This is a genomic window from Wolbachia endosymbiont of Drosophila barbarae, from assembly GCF_044752445.1.
Taxonomy (GTDB): Bacteria; Pseudomonadota; Alphaproteobacteria; order Rickettsiales; family Anaplasmataceae; genus Wolbachia; species Wolbachia pipientis.
In genome coordinates this window covers 1-1,853 of the sequence record NZ_JBIXJM010000099.1, presented here as the reverse complement: position 1 = coordinate 1,853, position 1,853 = coordinate 1, and the positions used below count along the sequence as shown (strand labels likewise).

At 35.1% G+C, this 1,853-nt stretch carries 1 protein-coding gene and 1 pseudogene; one reads left to right on the top strand and one right to left on the bottom strand.

Going from position 1 to position 1,853, the window contains the following annotated elements:
* Positions 1-61: 61 nt before the first annotated feature.
* A pseudogene (locus tag ACIPNH_RS01270) lies at positions 62-232 on the top strand (Rpn family recombination-promoting nuclease/putative transposase); the annotation flags it as partial.
* 106 nt (positions 233-338) lie between these two features.
* On the opposite strand, the gene ACIPNH_RS01265 reads toward ACIPNH_RS01270, so the two are convergent.
* Complete coding sequence (locus tag ACIPNH_RS01265) at positions 339-1,727, bottom strand: phosphomannomutase/phosphoglucomutase (RefSeq protein ID WP_264724037.1); 1,389 nt, start codon at positions 1,725-1,727, stop codon at positions 339-341.
* Positions 1,728-1,853: the final 126 nt, after the last annotated feature.

The window sequence follows — 1,853 nt, the reverse complement described above, 5'->3', positions numbered from 1 at the left end:
TTTTCTAAAACGTGTTTGGGAAAGTTGTCTTTAAGGGGTCTGAAAGTGCTCTAAAAGTGCTTTAAAACGTATTCGTGATGAACGGGCTGTTCTTGAACAAAAACTTGATGATGCTAAAAAGGAAGGAAAAATTGAAGTTGCAAAAACAATGCTAGCTAATAATGTTGATGTCACCACTATTGTTAAGTTTACTGGCCTCTCCATGAGTGAGATCAAAGAATTGCAGAATTAAGTGGACCCGCAAACGATTACACGAAATAATGCTGCAGCCTGACCAGATGATAAGTACATTTAGCCTATTTATCTTTATACTTTCATGTCAATTTTATAAATCAAATTTATTTCTGTGAGTAGCTACAATTTAAAGACCTTGCTTCATCAATGTAATGGAACAAAACCTTTTTAGTAAGTTCAAAACCCTCTAAAGTCTCTCCTTCGCATCTTGCTGTAATGCAGTTTTGCGTATTTGATACCCTAAGAAGCCACCAACCTTTATTATCGGTTACCTTAACACCATCAAGATCTGAAAATACAATATTTTGCTGCTCCAGTGTTTTCTTTATTGACTCAATTATTTGAAACTTTTTCTCATCTTTCACTACAATCTTCACTTCATGAGTGATATATAACTTCGGTAAATCCTCAATCACCTGAGATAGGCTTTGGTTTTTCTTAAGCAAAATGTCAACTGCTTTAACAGCAGAATATAGCCCATCATCAAAACTTAGCTCAGAAAAGAAGAAGTGCCCGCTTAATTCACCAGCAAACTTTGCCTCTTCCTCTACCATCTTCTTCTTAACTAGTGAATGTCCAGTAGCACAGGTGATAACTTGCCCTCCTAACTTGCTAACAAAATCATGCACTTTCATACTCATTTTTACGTTAGCAATAACTTTGCTTTCTGGATATTCCTCCAACACTTCACGTGCAAAAATTATAAATAAATGGTCATTGGAAACAACGTTGCCTTTATTATCAATTAAGCGCACCCTATCGCTATCGCCATCTAGCGCAATGCCAAGATCACATCCATATTCCTTCACAATGTCAATTAATTGAGCAAGATTTTTTTCCTCTATGGGATCTGGATCATGCAGTGGAAATGCCCCATCTATAGAGTTATTGGTTACGATGTGCGTATGACCAGGCAAGATCTTTTCAATATACCTTATAATTCCACTTGCTGGACTATTTCCACAATCCCAGGCTATTTTTAATTTCTGTGTAGTATTATTCTTCACTGCACTTTTCAATATGCTAATGTACTCACTATATATATTTATGTTAATTAAGCTTCCAATTCTTGTGCTGTTTTTAATTGGACTGCTTATAATTTCCTTCATTTCTTGATCTGAGAAGACTTTTTTATTACTAAAAAATTTAAAGCCATTATATTCGCTGGGGTTATGAGAGGCAGTTATTATGATACCAAGATCCGCCTGTGTGATTTGTGTTGCAGCGTAAAGCATAGGTGAAGAGCATAGTCCAACGCGTATAACATTTGCACCGGATAAAGTTAAGCCCCTAATTAATTCTCTTTCTATACCTGGTGAATCTATTCTGCTATCGTAGCCGACACAAACACTAGCTACGGTTTGGCCAAACTTTCTACCTATCTCGTACCCATCATTAATCTGCAAGCCTTTGCCTATTATACCTCTAATATCGTATTTTCTTATAATGGTATTGTCCATACTGTACTTCTTGAAGTGACTACTATATAACATTTTGGCCAAATGCTCAAGTTTATTTATCCAACAATTAGTTGACTTTTTAAAGAAATCTGTTAATATTATAGTATATTTTTTAAAATGTAAAATTATGCCACAGGAAAACGAAAATGTATTTATAGC

What these genes read in the sequence shown, in the direction of transcription:
- ACIPNH_RS01265 (WP_264724037.1), bottom strand. Translation starts at nt 1,727, where the DNA reads ATGTTATATAGTAGTCACTTCAAGAAGTACAGTATGGACAATACCATT.